24 protein-coding genes and 1 pseudogene are annotated in these 25,788 nt (G+C 49.0%); 15 read left to right on the top strand and 10 right to left on the bottom strand.

The annotated features are described in order from the left end of the window. Positions 1 to 111: 111 nt before the first annotated feature. The 3 genes from rfbA (at position 112) to ABF86_RS09065 (ending at position 3,350) form a co-directional block, all read left to right on the top strand. Entirely contained in the window at positions 112 to 999 is an 888-nt protein-coding gene (gene rfbA, locus ABF86_RS09055) for a glucose-1-phosphate thymidylyltransferase RfbA (protein ID WP_160803551.1), read from the top strand. Between the two features lie 75 nt (positions 1,000 to 1,074). Then, positions 1,075 to 2,082, top strand: a complete 1,008-nt coding sequence (galE, locus tag ABF86_RS09060; RefSeq protein ID WP_160803552.1) for a UDP-glucose 4-epimerase GalE — start codon at positions 1,075 to 1,077, stop codon at positions 2,080 to 2,082. Positions 2,083 to 2,432: 350 nt separating this feature from the next. Next, positions 2,433 to 3,350, top strand: coding sequence for a formate/nitrite transporter family protein (locus tag ABF86_RS09065; RefSeq protein ID WP_011634913.1), 918 nt, complete (start codon positions 2,433 to 2,435; stop codon positions 3,348 to 3,350). A gap of 46 nt (positions 3,351 to 3,396) precedes the next feature. On the opposite strand, the gene ABF86_RS09070 is transcribed toward ABF86_RS09065, so the two are convergent. From ABF86_RS09070 to ABF86_RS09095, 6 genes are all read right to left on the bottom strand, one after another. Then, the gene (locus ABF86_RS09070; protein ID WP_083331380.1) at positions 3,397 to 3,966 is read right to left on the bottom strand and encodes a hypothetical protein; all 570 of its coding nucleotides are present in this window, start codon (positions 3,964 to 3,966) and stop codon (positions 3,397 to 3,399) included. Continuing rightward, positions 3,950 to 4,579: an SCO family protein gene (locus ABF86_RS09075; protein WP_011634911.1), complete on the bottom strand. Its 630-nt coding sequence runs from the start codon at positions 4,577 to 4,579 to the stop codon at positions 3,950 to 3,952. Before ABF86_RS09075 ends, ABF86_RS09070 begins: the two co-directional genes overlap by 17 nt. Positions 4,580 to 4,674: 95 nt before the next feature. Beyond that, a complete protein-coding gene (locus ABF86_RS09080) occupies positions 4,675 to 6,153 on the bottom strand; it encodes a cbb3-type cytochrome c oxidase subunit I (RefSeq protein ID WP_160803553.1) in 1,479 nt (492 codons plus the stop codon). Between the two features lie 37 nt (positions 6,154 to 6,190). Beyond that, complete coding sequence (locus tag ABF86_RS09085) at positions 6,191 to 6,715, bottom strand: cytochrome C oxidase subunit II (RefSeq protein WP_160803554.1); 525 nt, start codon at positions 6,713 to 6,715, stop codon at positions 6,191 to 6,193. Positions 6,716 to 7,753: 1,038 nt separating this feature from the next. Beyond that, entirely contained in the window at positions 7,754 to 8,848 is a 1,095-nt protein-coding gene (locus ABF86_RS09090; protein WP_160803555.1) for a cupredoxin domain-containing protein, read from the bottom strand. After that, positions 8,848 to 10,557: a multicopper oxidase domain-containing protein gene (locus tag ABF86_RS09095; protein ID WP_160803556.1), complete on the bottom strand. Its 1,710-nt coding sequence runs from the start codon at positions 10,555 to 10,557 to the stop codon at positions 8,848 to 8,850. The genes ABF86_RS09090 and ABF86_RS09095 overlap by 1 nt, the downstream gene beginning before the upstream one ends. A 460-nt stretch (positions 10,558 to 11,017) precedes the next feature. Here ABF86_RS09095 and ABF86_RS09100 point away from each other — a divergent pair, with 460 nt between their 5' ends. The 7 genes from ABF86_RS09100 to ABF86_RS09130 all read left to right on the top strand — a co-directional run bounded on the left by ABF86_RS09100 (position 11,018) and on the right by ABF86_RS09130 (position 17,613). Continuing rightward, positions 11,018 to 11,386 (top strand): DUF6164 family protein, encoded by a 369-nt coding sequence (locus ABF86_RS09100; protein WP_074710486.1) that lies wholly within the window; start codon positions 11,018 to 11,020, stop codon positions 11,384 to 11,386. Between the two features lie 55 nt (positions 11,387 to 11,441). Next, positions 11,442 to 12,935, top strand: coding sequence for an apolipoprotein N-acyltransferase (gene lnt / locus ABF86_RS09105; RefSeq protein ID WP_160803557.1), 1,494 nt, complete (start codon positions 11,442 to 11,444; stop codon positions 12,933 to 12,935). Between the two features lie 32 nt (positions 12,936 to 12,967). After that, positions 12,968 to 13,891 (top strand): glycine--tRNA ligase subunit alpha, encoded by a 924-nt coding sequence (locus ABF86_RS09110; RefSeq protein ID WP_160803558.1) that lies wholly within the window; start codon positions 12,968 to 12,970, stop codon positions 13,889 to 13,891. After that, the gene (gene glyS / locus ABF86_RS09115) at positions 13,888 to 16,035 is read left to right on the top strand and encodes a glycine--tRNA ligase subunit beta (protein WP_160803559.1); all 2,148 of its coding nucleotides are present in this window, start codon (positions 13,888 to 13,890) and stop codon (positions 16,033 to 16,035) included. Before ABF86_RS09110 ends, glyS begins: the two co-directional genes overlap by 4 nt. A gap of 26 nt (positions 16,036 to 16,061) precedes the next feature. Then, a complete protein-coding gene (gene gmhB, locus ABF86_RS09120; RefSeq protein WP_160803560.1) occupies positions 16,062 to 16,604 on the top strand; it encodes a D-glycero-beta-D-manno-heptose 1,7-bisphosphate 7-phosphatase in 543 nt (180 codons plus the stop codon). Then, positions 16,604 to 17,332 carry a lysophospholipid acyltransferase family protein gene (locus ABF86_RS09125; RefSeq protein ID WP_074456475.1) on the top strand — a complete coding sequence of 243 codons (729 nt, stop codon included), beginning with the start codon at positions 16,604 to 16,606 and terminating at the stop codon, positions 17,330 to 17,332. The genes gmhB and ABF86_RS09125 overlap by 1 nt, the downstream gene beginning before the upstream one ends. Before the next feature lie 140 nt (positions 17,333 to 17,472). Then, complete coding sequence (locus ABF86_RS09130) at positions 17,473 to 17,613, top strand: hypothetical protein (RefSeq protein WP_160803561.1); 141 nt, start codon at positions 17,473 to 17,475, stop codon at positions 17,611 to 17,613. A gap of 175 nt (positions 17,614 to 17,788) precedes the next feature. On the opposite strand, the gene ABF86_RS09135 is transcribed toward ABF86_RS09130, so the two are convergent. Then, complete coding sequence (locus tag ABF86_RS09135; RefSeq protein WP_041353546.1) at positions 17,789 to 18,025, bottom strand: hypothetical protein; 237 nt, start codon at positions 18,023 to 18,025, stop codon at positions 17,789 to 17,791. Positions 18,026 to 18,044: 19 nt separating this feature from the next. Beyond that, entirely contained in the window at positions 18,045 to 18,617 is a 573-nt protein-coding gene (locus ABF86_RS09140; protein WP_041353545.1) for a hypothetical protein, read from the bottom strand. Between the two features lie 279 nt (positions 18,618 to 18,896). Between ABF86_RS09140 and ABF86_RS09145 the strand changes: the two genes are divergently transcribed. The 3 genes from ABF86_RS09145 to ABF86_RS09155 all read left to right on the top strand — a co-directional run bounded on the left by ABF86_RS09145 (position 18,897) and on the right by ABF86_RS09155 (position 23,413). Next, positions 18,897 to 21,305: a S8 family serine peptidase gene (locus tag ABF86_RS09145; protein ID WP_160803562.1), complete on the top strand. Its 2,409-nt coding sequence runs from the start codon at positions 18,897 to 18,899 to the stop codon at positions 21,303 to 21,305. A gap of 139 nt (positions 21,306 to 21,444) precedes the next feature. Further along, on the top strand, positions 21,445 to 21,921 hold the full coding sequence (locus ABF86_RS09150; RefSeq protein WP_240142286.1) for an aspartate carbamoyltransferase: 477 nt from the start codon (positions 21,445 to 21,447) through the stop codon (positions 21,919 to 21,921). Positions 21,922 to 22,021: 100 nt separating this feature from the next. Next, a complete protein-coding gene (locus ABF86_RS09155; RefSeq protein ID WP_240142287.1) occupies positions 22,022 to 23,413 on the top strand; it encodes a S8 family peptidase in 1,392 nt (463 codons plus the stop codon). A 121-nt stretch (positions 23,414 to 23,534) separates the two neighbouring features. Here the strand turns inward: ABF86_RS09155 and ABF86_RS09160 are convergent, their stop codons facing one another. Both ABF86_RS09160 and ABF86_RS09165 read right to left on the bottom strand, forming a co-directional pair. Then, entirely contained in the window at positions 23,535 to 24,314 is a 780-nt protein-coding gene (locus tag ABF86_RS09160; protein WP_074685052.1) for a DUF5995 family protein, read from the bottom strand. Positions 24,315 to 24,705: 391 nt separating this feature from the next. Further along, the gene (locus ABF86_RS09165; protein ID WP_240142289.1) at positions 24,706 to 24,987 is read right to left on the bottom strand and encodes a DUF2784 domain-containing protein; all 282 of its coding nucleotides are present in this window, start codon (positions 24,985 to 24,987) and stop codon (positions 24,706 to 24,708) included. Between ABF86_RS09165 and ABF86_RS12875 the strand changes: the two genes are divergently transcribed. Together ABF86_RS12875 and ABF86_RS12480 are read left to right on the top strand one after the other, a co-directional pair. Then, positions 24,874 to 25,401: a hypothetical protein gene (locus tag ABF86_RS12875; protein ID WP_240142291.1), complete on the top strand. Its 528-nt coding sequence runs from the start codon at positions 24,874 to 24,876 to the stop codon at positions 25,399 to 25,401. The two genes, ABF86_RS09165 and ABF86_RS12875, sit on opposite strands and share 114 nt — an antisense overlap. A 191-nt stretch (positions 25,402 to 25,592) precedes the next feature. Then, a pseudogene (locus tag ABF86_RS12480) lies at positions 25,593 to 25,733 on the top strand (integrase core domain-containing protein); the annotation flags it as partial. Positions 25,734 to 25,788: the final 55 nt, after the last annotated feature.

Consider the following 25,788-nt stretch of genomic DNA (forward strand, 5'->3'; position numbering starts at 1 on the left):
AAGTCTTGTAGTATAACAGTCCGTATTTTATGGACTAGTTCTATCTGCAAGAATTCACATGTTCCCCTGATTCTTCAATTTCATTTTTCTGCGGATTGCCAGAAAATCATTATGACAAATAGAAAAGGTATTATTCTTGCTGGCGGTTCCGGTACGCGGCTGCACCCGGCCACGCTTGCGCTGAGCAAACAATTATTGCCGGTATTTGATAAACCGATGATCTATTACCCGCTCAGCACCCTGATGCTGGCAGGTATTCGCGACATACTCATCATTAGCACGCCGCAGGATACACCCCGTTTTCAGCAATTGCTGGGCAGTGGTGAGCAATGGGGATTGAATCTGCAATATGCGGTACAGCCTGCACCGGATGGTCTCGCACAAGCTTTTCTGATCGGAGAAGCGTTTATTGGCAATCACCCTTCTGCACTGGTGCTGGGCGACAATATTTTCTACGGCCATGATTTGCAGCAATTACTGGCCAATGCCATGGCGCGCACGGAGGGAGCCAGTGTGTTTGCTTACCATGTGCTTGATCCTGAGCGCTATGGCGTGGTTGAGTTTGATGCACGCGGGAAGGCGCTGTTATTGGAAGAAAAACCCAGGCAGCCTAAATCCAACTATGCAGTAACCGGTCTGTATTTCTACGATGACCAGGTTACCGATTTTGCTAAAACGCTTAAGCCCTCGGCACGTGGAGAGCTAGAAATTACCGACCTGAATCGCCTATATCTGGAACAAGATCAGTTAAGTGTGGAAATCATGGGCCGGGGTTACGCCTGGCTGGATACAGGAACACATGCAACTCTGCTCGATGCCAGCCAGTTCATCGCCACTCTGGAAAACCGACAAGGACTTAAAGTGGCCTGTCCGGAGGAAATCGCTTACCGGCAACGATGGATTGATGCGGCACAGCTGGAAATGCTGGCCCAGCCACTGGCCAAAAATGGTTATGGCCAGTATCTGCTTAAAATACTTAGGGAAAACGTATTTAGATGAAAACAAGCTTTGCTTGCGCGGCGGCAGCAGTGATTGCTTAATCTGGTATTTATTTAGATCTGATAAGGTATTGATATGAAGGTTCTTGTTACTGGAGGAGCTGGTTACATTGGTTCGCACACCTGCGTCGAATTACTGACAGCCGGATATGAGGTTGTCGTGTTTGATAATTTTTGCAACAGCCATCCGGAGGCATTGCGCCGGGTAGAAAAAATCACCGGTAAGAAACTTGCTGTAGTCAGGGGGGATGTGCGAGACCAGGCGACCATTGAAAAGGTTCTGAAAGATTACCATTGTGAGGCTGTCATTCACTTTGCCGGGCTCAAGGCGGTAGGGGAGTCGGTAGAAAAACCACTTGAGTATTATGACAATAACGTTGTCAGTACTCTCCGGTTGCTGGCCGCAATGCAGAATTGTGCTGTATACACACTGGTTTTCAGCTCTTCGGCAACTGTTTATGGCGAACCACAACGTTTACCTTTGACGGAAGATCATCCGTTATCTGCCACCAATCCCTATGGCCGCAGCAAACTTATTATTGAAGAAATGTTGCGCGATGTGTATCGGGCCAATCCTCAATTTCACATTGCCATCCTGCGTTATTTCAATCCTGTGGGTGCACACGACAGCGGGTTGATTGGCGAGGATCCGCAAGGGATTCCCAATAATCTAATGCCTTTCGTCGCACAAGTTGCGGTGGGGCGGCGTGAACATCTGAATGTGTGGGGAAGTGATTACCCGACGCATGATGGAACCGGCGTGCGAGATTACATTCATGTGGTGGATTTGGCACTAGGGCATCTCAGTGCGCTGGGGCACCTTGCCACACCGCAGTGTCTTGCAGTCAATCTTGGTACTGGCACCGGTTACAGCGTGCTGGATGTGGTCAAGGCTTTTGAGAATGCAAGTGGCCAGCATGTTCCGTATCAGTTATCACCCAGACGGGCAGGGGATGTGGCGACTTGTTATGCTGATCCTGCACTGGCTGAAAAGATACTGGGGTGGAATGCGCAGCGTGATCTGGCTGCGATGTGCCGAGATCACTGGCGCTGGCAGAAATGTAATCCGGAAGGATATGTATAAACCCGTACCAGATCAGTTTGCTTTTGTACTGTAAATGCCAGAGTGGTTTTGGGTGACATTGAGGTGTGTAATTCAATCTCTGCAGCAGGTAGCGCAGGAGGCCGTGATTCTGTAAAGATTATTGATAGTCAGCCGAAAATTTTCCGGATGCTTTTTAGTATGATTCGAGCTAACGATTGCGTAAAGTACTGCCTTCTTCATCTTCATCGAAGGATGCCCGTAACCTGCTAAATATACATCACTATTTTTCTTGCTGGCCATCCTGAGTTATGACAGAATTCCCGCCCGCTGTGCATACAATCACAGCATCACTATTTTAATTTCCTCAATTAGTCTACCTTAAAGAGAATATGAAAGAATCTGAAAAACCTTCTGTTATTTTAAGTGAACAGGTCATTCAATCCAGTGCTATCGCAGAAAGTATGTCGGCTGGCGGTTATGCAGGCAGCATGACTCCGGTTAAGGCAAGTAGTGATCCGACCGCGATTATTGATAGTGTCCTGCCTGTGCAGATGGGGCATGATCTCGTTGAAGATGCAGTCAAGAAAAGCAAATTCAATGTTGCACAGATTCTGACGCGGGGATTCTTATGCACTCCGTTTCTTGCCTATGGTGCGGCATTGTGTGCGTTGCTGGTTGCGCAAGGATGGCCGACGGCAGCAGCAGGCCTGCTCTTTCCGGTTGGCTATGTCATGCTGGCGATACTGGGTCTGGAGATGGCGACTGGCAGTTTTTCCGTAATGCCCATGGCACTGTTTGCAGGGCGAATCGGATTGGGAAGTGTGGTGCGTAACTGGTTTTGGACGTTCGTAGCCAATCTGGTCGGCGGTATTTTCTTTGCCTGTTTACTCTGGTTTTCGCTGACCAAGGGAGGGGCAGTAGAACCACCAGGAGTTCTTACTACGTTGGCCCATCTTGCAGAGAAAAAAGTTTCGTATGCGGGGTATGGGATGAATGGCTGGATTGCCGCCGTTGGTATGGGAATCCTGTGTAACTGGCTGGTCAGTCTCGGCCCGGTTTTTGCTAAGGGATCGCGCAGTGTGCCGGGTAAAGTCATGCTGATCTGGCTGCCAATTGCCACCTTTTTTGCGCTCGGTTTTGAGCACGCGGTGGTGAATATGTTTGTCTTCCCGATTGGGATACTGTCAGGCGCTGACGTGACGATTTCTGAGTGGTGGCTGTGGAATCAGATTCCAGTAACGATCGGCAATATTCTGGGGGCAGTAATATTTAACTCAACCTTATGGTACCGCACACATAGTAACTGAAACTGAAACCCGCGGTGATCCATCTTCCTGCAGATCACTGCGGGTTTCAGTTGTTGATAATTTTTATTCCAAACGTGATTCTAAGCGTCCAGGCAACTGCCCAAATACTTCCAGCCAGTAACAATAGTTGTCCAAAAACACGCTGATCGCTCAAAAGATAATTTGCACAGAGGCGATCAGGCAGATCAAGATACAACCACCCCAAGCGCATAAAAGTAGCCCAAAATTCCAGTTTCAGAACCCCTTGTGCGATAGGGTTAAGTTGAGGCCAACTTATTCCCAATGCCATGCCCATTATCGGTACAGTGATAAATTTTGTCAGTTCGATAGGCCATTCGGATATAGCAGCATCCTGTACGCGTGGCAACATCCAGTAGGTCATGATAATAATAGCAAGTGCTATGCCTGTTATTCCCCATCGGTTCCATGGAGCTATATTATTTTTCCAATTTTCAGGCAGTATCTTGCCGATCATCCATCCTATGATTGCCAGTGCCGGAATCTGAACAAGCATGTGCATTACCATGCTTTGTTCCAGAAATCGCTGCATCGGAGGGAGAGCCAGTATGACCAGTGCTGCCAGGAGTAACCATGCCTGTTTAGCTTTTGGATACATTTTCTTTTTCCTCCAGAACCTGATTCAGGTAAGTATGAAGTTCATCTGTCTGTTCAATCCCAAATATGGCGACCAGTTTTCCATCTGGATTGATGATATGGTAGCCGGCGGAGTGAGTGTAACCACCGTATTCATCAGGGATTACGATGACCTTAAAGAAATCCAGGATGGCTTCTTTCTGGGAAGGATTGATCGGCCGGGCAGCCATCCAGTATCTGAGGTCGGCAGAAAAATGATGCAAATATTCTTTCAGTCGCTGAGGGGTATCTTTTTCAGGATCAAAACTAATGCTGAGGAAGCGAAGTTTGTCTGATTTCTCTTCAGTGGAGAAATCTTTCTGCAGGGTTTTAAGATTGCCGCTAAGTATCAGGCATACATCAGGACAGCTTGTGTAGATAAAATCTACCACAATGAAATGTCCGTGCCAGTCCTGGATTCTGAAAGTTTCAGCATCCTGATTCTGCAGGCGCCAGTCAGGCACAGATCGAGGGGTTTCACGGATTTCAAGGCGACGCGCTTCTTCTGCTGTAAAAGCACGTCCTTCGTCAGTACTTACCCAAAGAACGAGAGATCCCACGATAACTACGAGAAACGTTGCCAGAAAAGTTTTCATCCCTTATTCCCCGTGTGCAGTGTATCGAGTGCTACTATCAGATTCCCCAGCAACTCTCCATTTTTATTTGGAGAAATTGCCGGGGTGTCTATGTTTTAGCGGGGGTTGTTTGCACCTGGCAGGCTAATTAAAGCGCGCGTGATGAATAGCAACATTCCCAGCACAACCAGTGAAGCGGCGATTGTCCCTGCTTGAGCAAAGCCGATCCATTCCGGTAAATGGACGGCCCAGCGGCGAGGGATGCTGTTTGCGCCACTGGCAAGGAAAACCATGGATGTCATGAATGCACCGATCAGATAGGCATAGAATCCAAGGCTATCAACTGCTTTAGGCCGTTCTTTGCGGTCACCTTCGCCTGCCAGAAAGTAGGCAAATCCGATGAGCATGGGAAGTAATCCAAGCAGTAAGTAGAAATGAAAATGACCCGGTACCCACAGGGTGTTGTGGAATGTACGATTCACGGTAACCATTGCATCCAGAATAGCTGGAATTACTCCAGCAGCCCAGCCGAACATTGATAGAAACAGTAACTTGGCAGAAGTGCTCCATGTGATGCCTGAACGATATACGATCATTAACGCACCGTAACCGGTAACCACCAAAACCGGGAGGCCACTACCAAAGGAGAGTACCTGTGCGGTGATAAGCGCCCAGGTTGGCATCGGGAAATCCATTAGAAGATGGTGTGGATATACCCCCATCACCATGAATACAATGGCGAACCAAGCGGCATAGAATGGTTTGTTGGTTTTCCATGGACGGCCGGTATAGCGTGGAAGGAGTTCATAAACCGCTATGACTGATGCGTATATGGTGGCATTGATGACAACGTGACCAAAGAAATAGATCAGATTTTTCATCAATAAGGCATCTGGTTTGAATTCGGGGTAAAACAGATTAACCAGACCCATGACTAGTACTACAGCACCTGCGGCAATACCCATAAAGTTGACAATAAGCACCATCGTGCTGGCAACCACTGCTGCCGGGTGCTTGTAATTTACCGGTTCTTTACCAAAAAGCTGGGTAAGCCCCAGAGCACGTGCCAGGCTACCATAGCGTGCTAGGATAGCGCGGCCGAAATCTAGATAGAGAATCAAGAACCCCACACCGATGATGAGCAAACCCAGCTGAAAGGCGGCTGCAGCGCCCGCGGACCAGGCTCCCATTGAAATAGCGGGTAACGGAAAGAGAAACGTCCATGCACCACCATACTTTCCTAAGAAAATAGAGCCAAGGATCAGCACAACACCCGTCAAGAAAATAAAGAAATTGGTCCAGAAAACTCCGTTACTCAGCCGTACGTATTGGCGCAGAAAGTACCACTGTACCCCAGTCGAGGTTATCATTGCGGCCCCCACAACCCCTGCGCCATGCACTGTCATTATCTGATAAAACAGATCAGCGCCAATTTCCAACCAAGTGCCTTGTGCCGCCCGCATGGCCAGCCCCGCGAGCATCATCAATAAAAATACCAGTAACCCCGCTATCAGGTGAGATTTAACGGCGATTAGTGCATTCCGATTTTCTGAATCGGAATACTCAATCTTGCTGCTTACTTCTGTTGTACTCATTGTATTCTCCAATAAGTTATTGTTAATGCAGGGTTATTTATTCAACTATCAATTCGGTGATCATCACATGATGCGCCAGGCCGCAATATTCCAGGCAAAGAATCTTGAATTTTCCGGGTTTGTCAAATGTGTGAATAAGTTTATTGGTGTAGCCTGGCATAGCTTGGGTCTGAGCAATCAATACCAGGTTTTCATCATAGATACCGAACCCGTGATTCACGTCTGCGGCAGATACCTGGAATTCAACCGGCTGGCCTGATTTTACGGTGGCAGGTGTCATTGTCCAGTACCATTGATGACCATTTACCGCGACGGTCTGGTAATCATTGCTTGAATATTCCTTGTGTTGATCAGGAATTGGAAATGGATTCAGTGAGGCGAAGGTGACGATGATTCCCAGTGCCAGTAAAAAAATAAACCATTTACTGCGCACGCCGTACCATTTTTTTGTAATGGATTGATAATCCGCTTCAGTTTTTTTGGAATTAATTATCACAAAATAAAAGACTGCCATGACCAAGCCTATCCCTACGAGTGTAATGGCGTAAACTGTTGAGATCATTTTATATTTCCCCTTCCGTTTATTAAAATCGGGTCGCGAATTTACCTTTGATAAAGATCTATGTCAACCCTTATTGATGTTTCAAGAAATTCTTGTAGCAAACAGTAGTGGCAGGTTTATTCATCTCCTGGTGTCTATGACGCTTAAACGTTTGCCCCGGGAGAGGAGAGAGGATCATGGAACAACGCGAAATGACCTGTTTGATGGAGTCAGTTGCCAGACTAAGATGCTGCCCGCACCAGGGGGGTCAGAAATGGTTTGGCTGAGGGCCCGCAGCGCTTCAGACGCCGCCGCCATTGAGTCTCCCCGGGTTGCTGCAGCACAAGGGCCTGGCGTGTGTACACTGCATTTACAGCCTATTGGGCGCGCTTTTAGCTCACCTGTGACTAAAGAATGGTGGTTGAATACTGTACGGTATTGATTGAGGGTTGGGCTGTACGGGCGAGTACCAGGCAAGACGGGATCGATAAAAACACCAGCTTTTACCGGTGTCACGGGTTTATGGCTTTACCAATTGCTGCTAAAGCTTATTGTCTGGGATGGGGCGCCTGGCCAGATCAGGTTCTGTTGAGATTCAACTGGAGTTGGTGACAGCAGATAGCAGGTAAATGGCTGGCGAGAAGCTGTAGTCGGTTTTGTCGCTGTGTAAAGTGATGCGCTTGAACTCCTTGAGTGTTTCAAAGAAATTTTCTCTGGGACGGCGTCATTTATATATTGATACATTGCCGAATCAATAGCCAAGGGGTTTCTGCGGCGGCTCATCTGAGAGATCACCATCTGGCAGTCCCGTTACTGTAACGCTTGAAGACCTGCGCTGCGTGTATGGTGCGTTGCAGAGCTGTAACTTGCGCATGATCCTCTGAATGCCGATTTTCTTTTGTACCCGGACTCTTTATCCTATAACGTGCTGGACATACCGAAAAGTTCGTGGAGGTGGAAGATTGCTCAGGATGGATTATTTCCTGTGTTGCAAGTTACGGAGGAAGAGGCCATGTCCCCACGGCTATGCGAAGGGACATGACTTACATTTTTGTTTACTTATTCCTCATTCTTACTGGTTTTTCTTCTGGGAATGATTTTCCTGAGTAGTGGAATGCTGAATAACCCTATCAGTGCTCCAATCAGAAGTATCAGGTAGTTTTGTGTATCACTTTTGGCAAGTGACTTGGTAATTTCCCTTACCACTTTGCTTTTGTCTTGTTTATTTTCAGATGCACTTATTTTTGGCAGATCTTCAGCTTCATAAACATCGGTGATGTTGTAAGGCGTCAATCCGGGGATGCTAGGGATATCCTGGCCACCCTTACCAATAACGAGCTGGGCTTTCATTCCTTTTTCCATGTGCTGTGCAATATCACAATGCACCAGCAAGGTGTCGTCCGATCCCGGTACGATAATTGTGCCGGAGACAGTTTTCGGCCCCGTGACTTCCAGATGGAACATGCCGAGTTGATATATATATCTAGGCAGACCATGCATCATGAATTGATGGCGGATGTTGTCTTCATTGGTGAAATGAAAAGTAACCTTTGAACAAGGTTTAACGTGCCACTGCTGTTGATCAAAGGCAAAAACGGTTCCAGGAAACCTTTTTGCATATTTTCTGCCTGCACGAACGGTAATTTCCACTTCTTCAGAAATGCTTTTACAACCACTGGGCAGCTTGTCAAGATTCTGACCCATGATCATCGTACCTTCATGATCCATGATGTGGCCATCATCCACATGGTGGTGGTGATGCATATCGCCATGATCAGCTGCTCCACCCAGGTGCACGTCATGGTCATGCTCTGACGGGTGTTCGTGGGTTTCAGCATCAATGCTGTGATCCTTATGGGCATGATCCTGAACAGGCTTTTCCTGATGCGATTCGGCATCAATGCTGTGATCCTTGTGAGTATGTTCATGTTCAGCCGCCGTTTCGCTGCTGGTACTCATGTCGTGCCCACTGTGATCATGCTCGGACTGTGTGGCCTCTTCCTGCTTTGGTTCACTCTGTTCATGACCACTATGCTGTTCGTGCTGGGCATGTTGATCGTGTTCATCGGGTGTGGCCTGCTGTTGCGCCATAGCATCGAAACAGAATGGCAAAGTGGCAGCCAGCAGAAAAATGATCTTGAATCTTGCGTTCATTACGCTTTACCCCCTTTTTTTCCTCTGATTCGTAAAATTAATGCTGCAGCATATTGTTTGATATGACTACGTCCGACAAAGATCGAGTACAGGAGCAATCCAGCCAGCAATCCTCCTAAAGCATAGAGCAAAATGTTACGAGTTGCGGTGTCAAGATTGATTGTTCTTCCTGCGGCAGCTCCAAAAGTAGCGGCTTCATCCAGGTCTTGCCAAACGGGAACCTTTCTTTCCCAATATTCCTTGGTGAAAAAATGGTCGAGATTAACACCAAAGTGACTCGTATCCGGCAAGCCGTTTTCACCAAGATACGAAGTGTACACAATGGAACTCATGCTGCCACCTTCAGCCATACCGTTTGTCGTAATTCCTTTTTCACGGTGATCATGGATCAGCCAGTCACCTTCACCATAACTGTGTCTGCCGTCATTGATGGTTTCCAGTTTCAGATCCAGACGTTGCGCCGGGGCTAGATCAAACACGTCACGCATGATTTGTGCTATAGGATTATGCTCCACTCCGTCATAGTGCGTAATCATGGCATGATGCCCATGTGTGTGAATCGCGATTGATTCACTGCCACTGTTGAGTAAACGTAATTTAATTTTCTCGTCTGGATCAACTATGATCAGTGATTCTCTGAGTGAATAAGGAAATGATAATCCATTAATTGTAAAATAATCCTCGGTAGCATTATTGATTTGGTAGCGTCGGTTCATGTCGCGCGCAGTCAAACGTGGGTCGTTGTATTCCTTAATAATGTCACCCAGTTCCTTGTCCATTGAATGGTAGTGCAAGTCATATTCCCGATCAAAATCCTCTTTGATCGCAACTGATCGGTGCCGTACGTGGCCACCGCCAATATTCAATGTTTGCAGCCAGTTATTGGGCCGGTTTTCTTCAACAACGATTATTCCCGCCAGGCCCATCGACAAATGAGTATGTGTTTGGACGTGACAGTGATAAAACATGGTGCCGGTTTCACGTGCCTGGAATTGATAAATACGGCGTTCACCAGGCATCAGCTCCATTTCACTGGTTTGAGGTACGCCATCGTTACCATTAAACTCATAATGGAAAGGGTGATCCACGCCATGTAAATGGATACTGTGCGGAAAGTAATGCGTATTTTCCAGCACGATCTGTACGATATCTCCCTGCTCAACCCGGATTACCGGTGATGGCAATCTGATCAGCGGAGTGGCTCGCACACTTTCAAAATTTTCGGTTGACATGCCGCTGGTTTTGGGGGCAAAAACCCAGGCGCCGGGTTGTACGCCAGGAGCGATATCAAAGGTGGGAACCTGGCCGGGAAAATCAGGGGATTTTCCATTTAATTCCATGATTTCCAACTTGATAACGATACGATCAGGATCGCCGTCTCCATCCAGATCATCTGTCTTGATGATGGCGTCTGGAGAAAAGTGCGTTTGCATAAGCGTATCCATGGAAACATTATTGGTTCCTTTAACAGCAACGGCAATCCAGGCAGGATTATCCGGGCTGCAACTTGGATCTGCATCAATTTTCACGCCTTCAATAACTTGCGCATCACGCCAGGCTGGTGGAATTTTGGGATCACAAGGCGGCTCAGATGTGAGTGCAGCGGATTCAACTCTGATTGTTTCAGGTAATTTTGAGGATGCATAGGCACCGCCAGAGGCACACACCAGATAAACAATTACTATGATAGTGCGAATAAAATTAGACATGTCTCTCTCAATTTATCCTTTATGGAGTTTAACAAAAGAGCGCTCTTGCTTGAACCGTATGGTAATTTTTTCAGTTTTACGCAAGCTTATGGCGATTTCTAATCAAGGTTGCATCCTGAATAACAGGTCCAGATTCGCCGAGCGTCCTCAACATTATATTTTCAGGTAAATGAAAGTTATGCAGAATACCCTTATCCCGGCAATATTTCTACATAGCTCCTTGACAACGTGCGCAGAATTTTCACATCCTCCTGCCACTTTCATGACAAGCAAATAACAGATTCATGCTGGCCAGCTTACTGAGCTTTATCTTTTTGACAGATAGCTAGATATAAAGTGGATTATCAACCGGGAAGAGAATTTATCAGTGATGATATATGCATGATACAAATTATTGCTGCAGACAGCGGCTTCATTCTGATAGAGAATTCGAGTTTATCTTGTAGAATTTTATTGGCAAATGTCAAAACTGCTATTTAAATTAAGAAATGTGCCGGATGATGAGGCGGAAGAGGTGCGGGTGCTGCTGAGCGAGCATCAGATTGATTTTTATGAAACCACGGCCGGTAACTGGGGAATTTCCATGCCAGCGTTATGGGTGCGTGAAGAATCTCAATACGAGCAGGCACGGGAGTTGCTGGATACCTACCAGGTTGAGCGCAGTGCGCGGGTGCGTGAGGAATATGATCGCCTCAAACGGGAAGGCAAGCATAAAACGATCATTGACAGTTTCCGGGAAAATCCTTTTGCCTTTATTGCCTATCTTTTTGTGGTGTACGCCTTGTTATACCTCCCTTTCAAATTCATCTCTGAACTGGGAAAACAGTAAAAATCAAGCCTTGTTTTCCCTTTTCTTCTCGTGATTTAACCGGAGTGTCAATAAATTGAACGGTTATTACAGGCTGATTGCTGCCTTCCTGCTGGGTGGGGTGACAGTAACCGGCTTTGCCCCTTTTTATTTTTATCCGGCACCCGTTGCCACACTGGCGCTGCTTGCCTTGCTCTGGCGCACAAGCAGAACACCCATGCAGGCAGCATCAACCGGGTTTGCATTTGGCATGGGTCTGTTTGGCATAGGAGTGACCTGGCTTTACGTCAGTCTGCATGATTTTGGTCATATGGCGCCCGCGCTGGCAGTGCTGGCGCTGATCGTGTTATGTGCCTATCTTTCATTATTTCCTGCACTGGCTGGCGGGATCGCAGCGCTGCGGTATTTTCGTGCCTCCTGGGCGTGGCCGGGAGTGGTGGCAGCACTCTGGGCATTGATGGAATGGCTGCGCGGTACTCTGTTCACCGGTTTTCCGTGGCTGGCAGTCGGTTATTCACAAGCACCGGATAGTCCTCTGGCAGGCTTTGCGCCGATTGTGGGCGTGTATGGCATATCGCTGTTGCTGATGCTGAGCGCCGCCTGGCTGGCCTGCTGGTTGGAAAACAGACAAAACCGTCGTTTCTGGCTATGGCTGGGCAGTGTCTGGATCATTGGTTTCAGCTTGCAACAAATACACTGGACTCAACCGGAAGGGGAGCCGGTGACCGTCAGCTTGTTGCAAGGCAACATTCCACAGAACATGAAATGGGAGCCGGAGCATCTGTCCGCCACCATGCGGACGTATGTCCGGCTGGTGCAGGAAAGTCCGAGCAGATTGATTGTAACCCCGGAAATTTCGTTTCCTCTGTATTACGAACAGGCACCACGGGATTATCTGGAATTGCTGACCGAACACGCTCGCTCCCGTCAGGGCGATGTACTGATCGGCCTGGTGGAACGTTCCCCGGCGGATGATAGTTATTACAACACTATGTTCAGTTTTGGTGCTTCACCCGAGCAAAGTTATCGTAAATATCATTTGGTTCCATTTGGTGAATACATTCCGCTGAAGCCGATATTTGGCTGGGTGATCGACGTGCTGCATATTCCGTTATCGGATTTCTCACGCGGCGGGCTGGATCAGCAGCCGCTGAATCTGGCCGGGCAGCGCGTGGCTGTCAATATTTGCTACGAAGATGTGTTTGGCGAAGAAATCATCATGCAGTTGCCACAGGCTAGTCTACTGGTCAATGTCAGCAATGACGCCTGGTTCGGCCATTCCATCGGCCCGCGTCAGCATTTGCAGATTTCGCAGATGCGTGCGCTGGAAACCGGCCGTTACATGCTGCGTGCCACCAATACCGGAGTCACTGCCATCATCAATGAGCGGGGCAGGGTACTGGAGCAGCTGGAGATGTTCACCACTGCCGGTTTGCACAGCACCGTGCAGGGCTTTGGCGGGGCCACACCCTATGTGCGCCTGGGTAACAGTCTCTTATTCTGGCTAATTGGTTTGCTGCTACTTACCGGTTGCTTGGCGGCATTTTCCGGCAGGCGCAAAACTCTGTAAAATGCCCCGATTCATTATCAAGCTACTATGACATGCCTACCCCCACTTTCCAGGAAATCATTCTTACCCTTCAACACTACTGGGGACAGCAGGGATGCGCTTTGCTGCAACCCTATGATATGGAAGTTGGTGCCGGTACCAGCCATACTGCAACTTTTCTGCGAGCCTTGGGGCCGGAGCCGTGGCGTGCTGCTTACGTGCAGCCTTCCCGCCGTCCCAAGGATGGTCGCTATGGTGACAACCCCAACCGTCTACAGCATTACTACCAGTTTCAGGTTGTTCTGAAACCCGCGCCACGGGATATTCTGGAGTTGTATTTCCGCTCACTGCAGATGCTGGGGCTGGATTTGCAGAAAAATGATGTGCGTCTGGTAGAAGATGACTGGGAAAATCCCACGCTTGGTGCCTGGGGGCTGGGTTGGGAAGTATGGCTGAACGGCATGGAAGTTACCCAGTTCACCTATTTTCAACAGGTAGGTGGCATCAATTGCCGTCCGATCACGGGTGAAATTACCTACGGCTTGGAGCGCATCGCCATGTATCTGCAAGGTGTGGAGAACGTATTTGATCTGCTCTGGACGGAGGGGTTGACTTACGGCGATGTCTATCATCAAAACGAGGTGGAGCAATCCACTTATAACTTTGAGCATAGCGATATCGAATTTTTGCTGCTTTCCTTCGGCAAACTGGAAACACAGACCAACCGATTGATTGATGCACAACTGGCGTTGCCTGCTTATGAACAGGTGCTGAAGGCTGCGCATACTTTCAATCTGCTGGATGCGCGTGGGGCGATTTCAGTGACCGAACGCGCGGCCTATATTGGCCGTATTCGCAATCTGTCGCGTCGGGTGGCACAAGCCTACTACGACAGTCGCTTGCGTCTGCAGCCGCCATTTCCATTGGCACCACGTGAATGGGTTGCTCAGACCCTGGATCAGGTGGAGTCAGCATGACGACTGAAAGTCTGCTAATTGAGTTGCTGACCGAGGAGCTGCCTCCCAAATCACTCGCAAAACTGGGCAATGCATTTGCCATATTAATTGCTGATAGTCTAAAACAACAGTATTTGACCACGCCGGACACGGTGCCGACTGTTTTTGCCTCACCCCGTCGACTGGCGGTGCATCTGACTGCTATTTCTGCCCAGGCACCAGATCAGATCGTCACCCTCAAATTGATGCCGGTGGCAGTCGGGCTGGATGCGCAAGGGCAGCCCACCCCGGCGCTGCATAAAAAACTGGCTGCATTGGGAGTGGAAAATGTTGCTGTCTCCGTGTTCAAACGGGTACAGGAAGGCAAGGCAGAGATGTTGTTCCTGGAGCAGAGCGTTACCGGAATCCTGCTGGCGGCAGGGTTGCAAAAAGCCGTGAATGAGGCCATTCGCCAGTTGCCGGTTGCCAAAATGATGACCTATCAGCTGGATGATGGCTGGGAGAATGTACACTTTATCCGTCCGGCACATGGCCTGATTGCCCTGCATGGACAGCAGATTGTGCCGATCAGCGCTTTAGGGTTCTCTGCCGGGAACACCACCCGGGGGCATCGTTTTGAAGCAAAGCAAGCGGAACTGGTGATTAATCATGCGGATCACTATGAACACATCCTGGAAACAGAAGGAACCGTTATTCCGGGATTTGATCGTCGTCGCAGCCGCATCAGGGAAGGGTTGGAGACTGCCGCGCGTGCAGCACAATTGCAGTGTATCGAGGATGCAGCTTTGCTGGATGAGGTGACGGCGCTGGTAGAGCACCCCAATGTTCTGCTGGGAACATTTTCAGCAGATTTTCTGGAAGTGCCGCAGGAATGTCTGATCTCCACCATGAAAATTAACCAGAAATATTTCCCCCTGCTGGATGCTGATGGAAAACTGACCAATCGGTTTTTGATTGTTTCCAATATCACGCCGGCTGATCCAGGGCAGATCATTGCGGGTAACGAGCGCGTTATCCGTTCCAGACTGGCGGATGCAAAATTTTTCTTTGATCACGATCGCAAACGAACATTGGCCTCACGTCTGCCCGATCTGGACAAGGTGATCTACCATCATCAACTCGGTTCACAGGGCGAACGTACCCGATATGTACGTGCCTTGGCGCAAATTATCGGGCAGTTGCTGGGCGACGGCGACTTGCCTGCACAGGCGAATCAGGCCGCGATGCTGGCCAAGGCCGATCTACTGACTGATATGGTTGGAGAATTTCCCGAGCTGCAAGGCATTATGGGGCGTTATTACGCTCAACGCGAAGGTGTGGATGAAACCATTGCCTTCGCTATTGAGGATCACTACAAACCGCGCTTTGCCGGGGATACATTACCACGCAGCATGACGGGTATCTGTGTGGCATTGGCTGACAAACTGGAAACGCTGATCAGCCTGTTCAGTATTGGCCAACTCCCGACAGGGGACAAGGATCCTTATGCCCTGCGGCGACATGCACTGGGTGTAATCCGCATCCTTATCGAGAAAGATCTACCGATCGGACTGGATGTGCTGATTTCACGCGCAGCTGGTGTACTGCGGGATGAAATCAGCGGGGAACAAAGCCCAGGATCAAGCCATGCCCGTCCGGTAACACCACAGCTGACAGAACAGTTGCAGGATTTCTTTTACGATCGTCTCGCCAGCAGTCTGCGTGATCAAGGCTACACAGTTCAGGAGGTGGAATCTGTCCTGAATCTGCGGCCCTCCCTGTTGTGTGAAATCCCCAGGAGACTAGCTGCTGTACGGGCATTTACTGCCTTGCCTGAAGCAGCCAGTCTGGCAGCTGCCAACAAGCGGGTCAGCAACATCCTCAAAAAATCGGAATTTGATGCCACGGTCAGCATTGATAAGGCCTGCTTGCAGGCGCCGGCTGAAATTGCTCTGTATCGTGCGTTGTCTGAAATAGAATCCGATGCCCGTCACGCCTTCCAGAAGGGTGATTATGTTACTGCCCTGCAAATGCTCGCTGCCTTAAAAGCGCCGATTGATGCTTTCTTTGACCAGGTGATGGTGAATGATGAAAATGAAGTGTTGCGGCGTAACCGTCTGGCCCTGCTGGCAGCCTTACAGGCAACGATGAATCGTGTGGCAGATATTTCCCGGCTAGCTGCCTGAATGGCTTGAGAATACATAGCAAATAAATGAAGTTGATTATTCTCGACCAGAACGGTGTCATCAATCAGCGGGGTGATACGCTTATCAAGACGCCTGATGAGTGGAAACCGATAACTGGCAGCTTGCAAGCGATTGCGCGGCTGACTCACGCCGGTTATCGAGTGGTGACTGCCACCAATCAATCCGGCATTGGGCGTGGTTTGCTCAACATGACTTCCTTCAATGCAATCAATGACAAGATGTTTCGTGCTGTGCAGCAGGAAGGTGGACGGCTGGATGCCCTGTTTTTCTGCCCGCACACTCAGCATGATAAATGTGTTTGTCGCAAGCCGGGCATCGGCATGTTCAAGGAAATCCGGCAACGCTACAGCGTTGAACTCAGCCATGTGCCCGTCGTGGGCGATTCTCTGCGCGATCTGCAGGCTGCAGCCAAAGCAGGTGCTGTACCGGTACTGGTACTGACCGGTAAGGGCCAGGCCACGCTGGCGAACGACGATCTGCCTGTGGGAACGCAAATTTACCCGGATCTTTCGGCAGTGGTGGACAGTCTCGAAATACAGGCACTGTAATGGCTGGTTTACGTTCCCTGATTTATATGCTGCTGCAGGCGATCATCACGCCACCATATGCGCTATTTGCCTTGGCATGTTTTCCGCTACCTCCGCATCGCCGCTATCAGGTCACCTATGGCTGGACCAGACTGATGTTGTTCATGCTGCGCACCATTTGTGGCCTACGTTATGAAGTGCTGGGACGGGAAAACATTCCGGTGCAGCCGTCAATTATTCTTTCCAAACATCAATCCGCCTGGGAAACACTGGCCTTGCAGCAGATTTTTCCGCCACAGGTATGGGTGCTCAAAAAAGAACTATTGCGTATTCCATTCTTTGGCTGGGGGCTGGCCATGACCAGCCCGATTGCAATCGACCGCAGTGCCGGTAAGGCGGCGTTGGAGCAGATCGTGGAGCAGGGGAGGGAGCGGTTACAACAGAATTTCTGGATCGTCGTCTTTCCTGAAGGGACGCGCATCCCGCCGGGTAAAAAAGGTAAATACCGTATCGGCGGTGCCTGGCTGGCGGTGCATACGGGTGCACTGGCTGTGCCGGTAGCGCATAACGCTGGACAATTCTGGGGCAGAAATTCCTTCATCAAATATCCCGGCACCATTATTCTGAGCATTGGCAAGCCGATCGATCCAAACGGAATCGAAGCTGGCGAACTGATGGCCCGGGTGGAAGCATGGATCGAAGCCGAAACCACGCGCATCAGTTGTTCAGTAAACAGACCAATCAAATAATTAAGTAGTCCCCAGCTTTGTCGGGGATTATTTAATTTATACCGCTTTCCACAGGTCTAAACACCGTACCACAACGTAAGCATTGGAACTTTTTGTGCCAATCATTCATTGCATTGAGCTGTTGCGCATAAATATCGCTGATGCCATATAGAATAGCGAAGCTGAACATAACAACCGGTATTATCCAGCCTGGCCAATCGAAAAATATCACTCCGATGAAGAGTGGAACACCGATGGATGACCAGGAAAATGGTACAACTGGAGCAGAAGGTGCGGCATGAGCAGCAATCAGACTCGATGAATGGCTTTCAGTTGTGGAAAGTCCGGCCCATAGAGATCCGGAAAATGATCCGTATACAGATCTGCGTCTTGAGCGTCCCGTTCTTTGCCCTGATTCGTAGATAATTTTCAATGATTTTGTATTTCTTGATCCACATGTTGGACAGGAGCACTGAATCACCGACTTCTCCTGTTTGCTTTTCTGGCTGACTGAAGAATAGCCATTAGGAATGACACATTTAATATTAATCCAATAACGGCCAGCTTAAGACAGGCAACAAGTATCCACCAACCAGCATCAGCAGCACACGCCAAAGCTCCGAAAAGCCTGTCTGATAAGGGAATTCTGTAATCAGAGAAGTTTATTTTTTCTTCTACTCCTTTGTTTTTTATAATAATTTCACGTGGAAACATATCAGTTTTCTCCTGAAAATCAGATGGGATGAAAAAAAAGGGCTGCCGCTACGTCATTACGATCTGCTGCTATCGCTTTGGATTCAAAATCAGCCGGGTTCTTTGAGAGTTTAATGAATTCATATTTACCCATGTATTCCCACTGATTTGTACCTTGCTTCATAAAAATTGGAATAGCTCCGCCTTGAGCCGCGAGCTTTTCCGCTTTCCTCATTATTCTGGGGCCACCGCCAACCAGGACAACATCGGGTGCCTCGGGATTCATCGTATTTGTGAAACAGCCACATAGAATGGTTTGCTGGCTCTGTGGCAGATAAGTGCCACTCTTGGCATCACCACCAAAAGTTTTGCAGATAAAATCATGTGTGTACAATTCACCAATTACGAGATCGTCAATTGCCTTCATTCCATCCTCCTTCAAATATCCATTTTGTAATAACCATTTTTTAATATCTCGCTTATCCCAAATTTGCCCACAGGCAAGATCAGCAACAGGCCTGGGAAAAGATGGATTTCGCGCAATCCAGTTACTGACGGCAGATCGACTGGTTGAAGCGAGTGCAGCAATCTCGCTTGTACCGACAAGTTCCATTTATTAACCTTGTTACGTGTGAATAAAGTTCACATTGTGTTTTTATTATGTGAAAGATGTCAACAGATATATCTGGTTATTTCTGATGAATATGTGAGTGCTCAGCCTTGATGTTGCTGGTGAATTCTGCGTATTTTTTAGTGCTGCAGCTTATTCAAGAAATTACAGTCACAAAATAGATTCCTGTCTGTCACGGACAGGGCGTATTATTTGATTGGCATTATTTCGACCAGATGGCTCTGGTAGCAATCAGGGCAATTCAGATAGAGAGAAAAGACCATGGCCACAGAAAAACGAGGTTCCCGTTCCAATAGTAAAACAGGCGGTAGTAAATCATCCAGCCCCTTCATGGTACTTTTTCGCTCTGGGGCCAACTTAACCGTAGAGTTTCCGTCAATATTGAACAAGGAAGGTAGCTCACCGGAAATCGGTACGGTGGTCTATATCCATGGTATTGACAACAAACCGATAGCATCAGTCCTGAAGTGCCAATGGGATACGGCCTTGTTTGGCGCACCAATGGGAGATCGCACTCGCATGGCGTATTGGGTGGATCGTAATCGTTACCCCAAACCCAAGGACGCCAGTTGTGCCGACAAGGATACGCTGCCGGAGGATGCAGGTGGAATGGGGGTGCAGGCGCTGCAGGAAAACGAGCTGGAGCCGGAAATCAAACTGAGTGCGGCCGAGCGCAAGATCATGACAGCCTTGGAAGAGCGATTGCGCAAAGGGGAAAAACAACCCGGCGGAGTTGATGTGAAGGTGCTGCCGTTACCGGAAAGTGTACGGTTGTGGATCGCCCGGCGTATTACCAAATTATTTCTCAAGGATGTGCAGGATTTCTTTTTTGATGAACACAAGCGCGGCCTGATGGAACAATCGTTGCGCGATCGTCTGGACGTGGGCGGCGGCCCCTTTATTGTGATCGGCCACAGCCAGGGTTCAATGATCGCCTACCATGTATTGCGCCAGTTGAAGAAGGCTGACTGTGATGTGCGCCTGTTCATCACTATTGGCTCGCCGCTGGGCATTCAGGAAGTGCAGGATGTGCTGGGCAAAATCGACCCCGGCAAGCCGCTTGCGGTACCGGAATGTGTTGATCACTGGCTGAATGTTGCCGAGCGTCTTGATCCGGTCGCACTCGATTCACATCTGGAAAACGATTATCAGCCCAACAGTCGTGACGTGAAAGTTGAAAATCACGCCGGACTGATGATTAACCCGGATTGGGAATCCAATCCGCATTCGGGTACAGGCTATCTGTCGCTTGATATCGTGCGCCAGGCCGTGCGTGAGACAGCCGGCCCCACTTTCAGCAACCCGGTGGGTCGTAATATCCTGATGAAGGATCTGGTCGACAATATCGAGGATGGTCACCGTGGGCAGAGGCACCCGACACTGATTCAACTGGTTTCGGATGACGATGACGCCACCTCACTGGACGAAGTGCGTGATCGCCTCAGTAATCTGATAAAAAATGTCCTGATTTTCAACAACGCTGAACCCGAAGAAGGGCGCATCCAGCTTATGCGCCGTTTCATCTCGGCGGATCTGACCCGGAGTGAAATCGAGGAATTACGTTCGCACTGCAGTACATTGAAAATTGATCGTGTCTGGCGCAATGCGGTCAAGCGTATCCTGTTGCATCAATCGGCACACACGATCCAGGTGCGGCCGGCCAACCTGGGCTATGGTGCCTGTGGTCGGAATATCGCCTGGGCTGTGCTTGATACCGGAATCGCTGCCAGTCACCCGCATTTCAAGGCACACGACAATGTGGTCGCACAATGGGATTGTACTGGTTGCGGCAGTAAAAGCTCTCCCCGGGAATTGAGACCCGGCGATAACGGTTTTGGCACGCTGGATGCCAATGGTCACGGCACCCATGTTGCCGCTATCATTGCCGGTACACTGACTTTGCCGAATAATGAAAAGGATAAATCTGAAATCCTGCTCCAGGGGATGGCACCCGAGACCAGGCTTTACGGTTTCAAGGTACTCAGGGACAACGGCAACGGGGAAGATGCTTTCATCATCAAGGCGCTCGATACCATTGCGGAGTTGAATGAGCGCGCCGGTAAACTGGTTATCCACGGTGTGAATCTCAGTCTGGGCGGCAATTTCGATCCCAGTGTTTTCGGTTGTGGCCATACGCCGCTGTGCCAGGAGCTGCGGCGCCTGTGGCGCCAGGGAGTGCTGGTATGCCTTGCAGCCGGTAATGAAGGCTACGCGCTGCTCGATTCCACCAGCGGTGTAATACCGGCTAATATGGATCTTTCCATCGGTGATCCGGCCAATCTGGAGGATGCCATTGCTGTCGGTTCGGTGCACAAAACCAATCCGCATACTTATGGCATTTCCTATTTCTCTTCACGTGGCCCGACTGCCGATGGACGCATGAAGCCCGATCTGGTTGCGCCAGGGGAGAATATTCTCTCGGCACGCCATCAGTGGCCGAAAAGCAAGCTCACCGTGCGTAACGCGTATGTCGAGATGAGTGGTACCAGTATGGCTGCTCCGCATGTTTCGGGGCTGCTTGCGGCCTTCCTTTCCACCAGGCGGGAATTCATTGGTTATCCGGATCGCGTCAAAACACTGTTATTGCAGCACTGTACCGATCTGGTGCGTGATCCCTACATTCAGGGTAAGGGAATGCCCAATCTGGTAAGAATGATCATGAATACCTGATAAAAACAAATCAGCCTGTAGAGTTTACTGGTTTTCGGATTATTTTATAAATTCTAACTTTACTTTTTTGGTTATAAACAAGAGAGGTAACAAAATGAAAAGACGACTAATAATCTTAGCTCTGTTAAGCATGCTGTTTATGACTTTATCTGTCCGGGCAGGAGAAAAAGTAACAGAGGAACGACTGGATGAAGTTGCAGAGCGCGGGGCTCATGTGATGCCTTTCAGTTTAGAGCAGACAATACATATTTTCTCGAAAACAGCAGCAGGTGGTTTGCAGCAGGTTCTTGCGAAAGATAGTTCCAATATTGAACAAGTTGAGTTGATACGTGAACATTTGTCAAAAATTTCACAAGAATTTATTCAAGGCGATTTTTCTGATCCGGCCAAAATTCATGGTGCAGATATGCCTGGTTTGGCAGAATTGCGGATGGCAGAACCAGGCCAGATCAAAATTGTGTATAAAGAACTGTCCAATGGAGCTGAAATTGACTATTCGGCTAATGAAACAAAGCTGATTGAAGCTATCCATAAATGGTTTGATGCTCAGCTAAGTGATCATGCACGCCATGCCATTCCAGGCCATCCTCATCATCATATTCACCAGAATCCGTAAGTAGCGGATCATTGTGGTGCGAAGGTTAAGCATCATTCCGGTTTGATGATGAATCTCGAATGGGCATCCAATCCTCATTCTCGATATCGTAGGCCAGGTTATGCCTGAGATGGCCGAGCCCACTTTCAGCAACCCGGTGGGTCGCAATATTCTGATAAAGGATCTGGTCGACAACATCGAGGATGGCCACCGTGAGCAGAGACACCCGACACTGATTCAACTGGTTTCAGATGACGATGATGCCACCTCGCTGGATGAGGTGCGTGATCGCCTCAGTAACCTGATAAAGAATGTCCTGATTTTCAACAACGCTGAACCCGAAGAAGGGCGCATCCAGCTTATGCGCCGTTTCATCTCGGCGGATCTGACCCGGAGTGAAATCGAGGAATTACGTTCGCACTGCAGTACATTGAAAATCGATCGCGTCTGGCGCAATGCGCTCAAGCGTACGCTGCTGCATCAATCGGCACACACGATCCAAGTACGTCCGGCTAATCTGGGTTATGGCGCCTGTGGCCAGAATATCGCCTGGGCCGTGCTCGATACCGGAATCGCTGCTGATCACCCGCATTTCAAAAAACACAACAATGTGGTCGCACAGTGGGATTGCACCAGCAGTGGCAGCCCCAGGGAACTGAAACCTGGCGACAGCGGTTTTGGCACACTGGATGGTCATGGCCACGGTACCCACGTTGCCGCCATCATTGCAGGCACGCTGACCTTACCGCACGATGAAAAGGATAAATCTGAAATCCTGCTGCAGGGAATGGCACCCGAGGCCAGGCTTTATGGTTTCAAGGTGCTCAAGGACAACGGCAATGGAGAAGATGCTTTCATCATCAAGGCGCTCGATACCATTGCAGAACTGAATGAACGTGCCGGCAAACTGGTCATCCATGGTGTGAATCTCAGCCTGGGCGGCAATTTCGATCCCAGTGTTTTCGGTTGTGGTCATACGCCACTGTGTCAGGAACTGCGACGCCTGTGGCGTCAGGGAGTACTGGTATGTCTCGCGGCTGGCAATGAGGGTTACGCGCTGCTCGATTCCGCCAGTGGTGTGATACCGGCCAACATGGATCTTTCCATCGGTGATCCGGCCAATCTGGAGGAAGCCATTTCTGTTGGCTCGGTGCACAAAACCAATCCGCATACCTATGGCATTTCCTATTTCTCCTCACGCGGCCCGACTGCCGATGGACGCATGAAACCGGATCTGGTCGCCCCGGGTGAGAATATTCTCTCGGCACGCCATCAGTGGCCGAAAAGCAAGCTCACCATGCGTAATGCGTATGTCGAGATGAGTGGTACCAGTATGGCCACCCCGCATGTCTCGGGGTTGCTGGCAGCTTTTCTTTCCGCCCGGCGAGAATTTATCGGCTATCCCGATCGTGTCAAGGCGCTGCTGCTGCAGCACTGTACTGATCTGGCCCGTGATCCTTACATTCAGGGGAAAGGTATACCTAATCTGGTGAAAATGATCATGAATACCTGATTGTGAATGGATCATATTGCAGAACTTATTTGGATTGTTTTAGGGTTGTCTAAAAAACATTTAGACACAACATCGCAAAACGATATTATCCACATTGGATGGATGTTCCGGTTTTGCAAGATTACTCCAGTATCTCTATATGCTGGCGGGTCGTTCCCCGTTCGCCCAGACGGATTATTTTATTCAGGAAAGAAGCGGTAAAACCAGGGTGAGAAATCACGCTGGAAAACAGAGCGATGGCTTTATCCTTGTCCGCAATTTCCTGTTGACGCTGTTCCAGGGTTAAGGGCGACAGGGTCTCAGCAAATGACCAGGCAGCATCACGCGCTTTTACCATACTGAAATTGATCAGGGATGTGTCCACACTGCCCAGATAACGGTTCAACAATCGCAGCGTTGGCCATATCTCGGCCAGTTCGTTTTGCACGTCGCCCACCAGGCTGGCCAGGATTTGATTGATCTTGTCAAAATCGCTTTTCAGGCCGGGTAATGCTGCGGGTGGCACCGTTTCTGCAACGGCAATACCCAGATCAAGGTTGATATGGGCATTCATGCCCAGTAATAAATGCTGCAGGACGATGGGCCACCAATGCCTGGTTTCATCAAAGGCGCGTACCCAGGATCGGGTTGGCGTCTGTCCCGTCTGGTACTGATAACAGGCTTGAAGATAACGATTGGCAAAAATCACATCCAGACGTTCTATGCGTGGCCCGTCATCGAACAAGCCTTCCTCGATTCCTTTTTTAGCCTGGATGATGACCTTGCGATAGAGCGCTGCAAAATAACCTGTGCGGGAATTATTCTGCTTTGACCATTCAATAATGGCGGTTAATCGGTGAGTAACGTCGTCGATTGTTCTTGCGGGTGTTGCGATTGAGACGGGAAAGCGTGTGGTGGACATATTCTCTCCTGTTAATTTTCACCAGGTACCGGTTTTAGAACCTGTTCAATATCTCGCTGAAGGGCGCATTACGGCGTTGAAATTGAACTCAAAATGCTCACATACCTCAAGTATGCTCCGCTTTCTCGTTCAATTTTGTCTTGCACTGCCTCCCTTGATCGAGATCTTGAACAGGTTCTTAGGTATTTTTAGAGGTGCCCTATTATTAATCTTCTGAAATAGAAATGAAATTACTTCACCTTCTTTGTGCATAAACGTCTTTCTATGCATGCGTCTTACGCCGTGCAGAAAATCCGGTCAATTGCGACCAGAACTCAGCGCGATGAGCGGCGCGGCTGCGGTGGAATGAGTCGGAAAGTAATGATCACCAGAAACGCAAACAACACATACGCTACCAGAAACACCCATCCCGGAAGATCATAGAACAGGATGCGATGCAGCCAGCGCTCGATAAAGCCTGTCTCGGTCGGCGTGCTGCGCAGCGCATCCTCCAGCCATATGTCAGTGGACATATCAGGCCGAGAAGGGGCTCGGCGGTAACGTACAGGATGGCGGCAAGATGCACGAACCGGATGGCAGCAAGATGCACGAACCGGAACCTTCGATTTCGCACAAAGCCCAGCCCCATCCCGCTGCCTGCCAAAATCAGCGGGAGACTGCCGATGACAAACAGTACGAACAGAAAATGAATGACAAGTACGATATCGGCCATTTGCTGAATACTTTTGCGAAATTACCCATCCAAAAACAACAATACAATAAACGTATTCTACTGGGTTATTTCTGGATATTTGTGCCTGCCGGTATAGTTATTGCGCTTATATGTCGCATCCCGTCTGTTTCCGGCTCATCTTCAGCGCTGTACCAGAATGAATTGAACGTACTGACCGGACACCCTTTACCCGAAAGGCAAGTTGCTTCTCCTTGCCAGGATTTCTATTCTGCCTTTAATCAAAATCAGATATTTTTGCGATTATTCAGCAGTATTTCTGCCTCGCCATCCGATTTATGTATAATAAATTTTAGAAAAAAGGGCGTTTATTTTTCCTGTACGCGGTTAGTGTTAGTAAAACGATGCCTCCGATAAATGAGATAAAAGAGCCGGACCTTGCCTTCGCGGGGTTGGCTTTATTCATTATATTTGGACTCTTGATCTGGTATGACCGTCCTATCGATCCTATCGAGAGTACCCGGCCCTTTGATTCATACGCCTCACCTCAAGCCTCGCCTGTTACTGGACATGCTTATGAAAGCTGGTTATGGCAGGGTCTTTTCAGTTTTGACCAGCTGTGCCAGGAACTCGGTATCGAACATCGCCTGACCCGGCCACGCACTGCGCAAACCAATGGGATGGTCGAACGTTTCAACGGGCGTATTGCTGACGTACTCAAGACACATCGATTTAATAGCGCTGAAGATGAGCCGGAAACAGACGGAACACGACAGCGGGTAAATATCTCAACTTGTTTGGATA

Source organism: Nitrosomonas sp. GH22 (assembly GCF_009833115.1).
Classification (GTDB): domain Bacteria; phylum Pseudomonadota; class Gammaproteobacteria; order Burkholderiales; family Nitrosomonadaceae; genus Nitrosomonas; species Nitrosomonas eutropha.

What these genes read in the sequence shown, in the direction of transcription:
- rfbA (WP_160803551.1), top strand. Translation starts at nt 112, where the DNA reads ATGACAAATAGAAAAGGTATTATTCTTGCTGGCGGTTCCGGTACGCGG.
- galE (WP_160803552.1), top strand. Translation starts at nt 1,075, where the DNA reads ATGAAGGTTCTTGTTACTGGAGGAGCTGGTTACATTGGTTCGCACACC.
- ABF86_RS09065 (WP_011634913.1), top strand. Translation starts at nt 2,433, where the DNA reads ATGAAAGAATCTGAAAAACCTTCTGTTATTTTAAGTGAACAGGTCATT.
- ABF86_RS09070 (WP_083331380.1), bottom strand. Translation starts at nt 3,966, where the DNA reads ATGTATCCAAAAGCTAAACAGGCATGGTTACTCCTGGCAGCACTGGTC.
- ABF86_RS09075 (WP_011634911.1), bottom strand. Translation starts at nt 4,579, where the DNA reads ATGAAAACTTTTCTGGCAACGTTTCTCGTAGTTATCGTGGGATCTCTC.
- ABF86_RS09080 (WP_160803553.1), bottom strand. Translation starts at nt 6,153, where the DNA reads ATGAGTACAACAGAAGTAAGCAGCAAGATTGAGTATTCCGATTCAGAA.
- ABF86_RS09085 (WP_160803554.1), bottom strand. Translation starts at nt 6,715, where the DNA reads ATGATCTCAACAGTTTACGCCATTACACTCGTAGGGATAGGCTTGGTC.
- ABF86_RS09090 (WP_160803555.1), bottom strand. Translation starts at nt 8,848, where the DNA reads ATGAACGCAAGATTCAAGATCATTTTTCTGCTGGCTGCCACTTTGCCA.
- ABF86_RS09095 (WP_160803556.1), bottom strand. Translation starts at nt 10,557, where the DNA reads ATGTCTAATTTTATTCGCACTATCATAGTAATTGTTTATCTGGTGTGT.
- ABF86_RS09100 (WP_074710486.1), top strand. Translation starts at nt 11,018, where the DNA reads ATGTCAAAACTGCTATTTAAATTAAGAAATGTGCCGGATGATGAGGCG.
- ABF86_RS09110 (WP_160803558.1), top strand. Translation starts at nt 12,968, where the DNA reads ATGCCTACCCCCACTTTCCAGGAAATCATTCTTACCCTTCAACACTAC.
- glyS (WP_160803559.1), top strand. Translation starts at nt 13,888, where the DNA reads ATGACGACTGAAAGTCTGCTAATTGAGTTGCTGACCGAGGAGCTGCCT.
- gmhB (WP_160803560.1), top strand. Translation starts at nt 16,062, where the DNA reads ATGAAGTTGATTATTCTCGACCAGAACGGTGTCATCAATCAGCGGGGT.
- ABF86_RS09125 (WP_074456475.1), top strand. Translation starts at nt 16,604, where the DNA reads ATGGCTGGTTTACGTTCCCTGATTTATATGCTGCTGCAGGCGATCATC.
- ABF86_RS09130 (WP_160803561.1), top strand. Translation starts at nt 17,473, where the DNA reads ATGCCATATAGAATAGCGAAGCTGAACATAACAACCGGTATTATCCAG.
- ABF86_RS09135 (WP_041353546.1), bottom strand. Translation starts at nt 18,025, where the DNA reads ATGTTTCCACGTGAAATTATTATAAAAAACAAAGGAGTAGAAGAAAAA.
- ABF86_RS09140 (WP_041353545.1), bottom strand. Translation starts at nt 18,617, where the DNA reads ATGGAACTTGTCGGTACAAGCGAGATTGCTGCACTCGCTTCAACCAGT.
- ABF86_RS09145 (WP_160803562.1), top strand. Translation starts at nt 18,897, where the DNA reads ATGGCCACAGAAAAACGAGGTTCCCGTTCCAATAGTAAAACAGGCGGT.
- ABF86_RS09150 (WP_240142286.1), top strand. Translation starts at nt 21,445, where the DNA reads ATGACTTTATCTGTCCGGGCAGGAGAAAAAGTAACAGAGGAACGACTG.
- ABF86_RS09155 (WP_240142287.1), top strand. Translation starts at nt 22,022, where the DNA reads ATGCCTGAGATGGCCGAGCCCACTTTCAGCAACCCGGTGGGTCGCAAT.
- ABF86_RS09160 (WP_074685052.1), bottom strand. Translation starts at nt 24,314, where the DNA reads ATGTCCACCACACGCTTTCCCGTCTCAATCGCAACACCCGCAAGAACA.
- ABF86_RS12875 (WP_240142291.1), top strand. Translation starts at nt 24,874, where the DNA reads ATGCACGAACCGGATGGCAGCAAGATGCACGAACCGGAACCTTCGATT.